The sequence below is a fragment of the Rufibacter aurantiacus genome (assembly GCF_017916345.1).
GTDB lineage: Bacteria > Bacteroidota > Bacteroidia > Cytophagales > Hymenobacteraceae > Nibribacter > Nibribacter roseolus.
Genome location: NZ_JAFMSV010000011.1, coordinates 1 through 553, shown reverse-complemented (window position 1 = coordinate 553; position 553 = coordinate 1). Strand labels below are relative to the sequence as shown.

The window sequence follows — 553 nt, the reverse complement described above, 5'->3', positions numbered from 1 at the left end:
CGTTGGCTGTCAAAAAAACTATAAAATGAAAAAATTATTACTCCTAATTGTACTGACTTTAAGTACGTCATTTCTAACGGTTGCTCAAAGTAAGGATGAGCAACTATATGCAGCTGTCCAAAAGAATGACAAAGCCAAGGTTGAAGCGCTTCTCAAGAAAAAGGCTGACCCGAACTATATTAAGCAGGCAGGACCTTGGATGAAGGTAAACCCGTTGATTACTGCAGTTAACAATTCAAATATTGAGATTGTGAAGCTTTTAATTGCTAATCAAGCACAAATAGACTGGAAAGACGGATTTAATACCACAGCCTTAATGTATGCGGCATCCAAAGGGAATAAAGAAGTTGTAGAGTTGCTATTAGCAAGTGGCGCAGACGTTAATGCTACTGATGGTGATGGCAACACCGTTCTTACTGCCGCTAAGGAAAGCAAGAATCCTGAAGTTATTTCGCTTATAGAAAGTAGACTGAATAAATAATTTCGTCAGCCAACACAGTGTATACAAAACCCTTGCTTCGCTGCGGGCTTTGCATACACGCGGCCGTTGGCA

The 553-nt window shown here is 40.3% G+C and carries 1 protein-coding gene; it reads left to right on the top strand.

All coding sequences use genetic code 11. The annotated features are described in order from the left end of the window. Window positions 1–481, top strand: a 481-nt coding sequence (locus J3P34_RS22045; RefSeq protein ID WP_210490796.1) for an ankyrin repeat domain-containing protein, incomplete at its 5' end; no start/stop codon positions are given. Window positions 482–553: the final 72 nt, after the last annotated feature.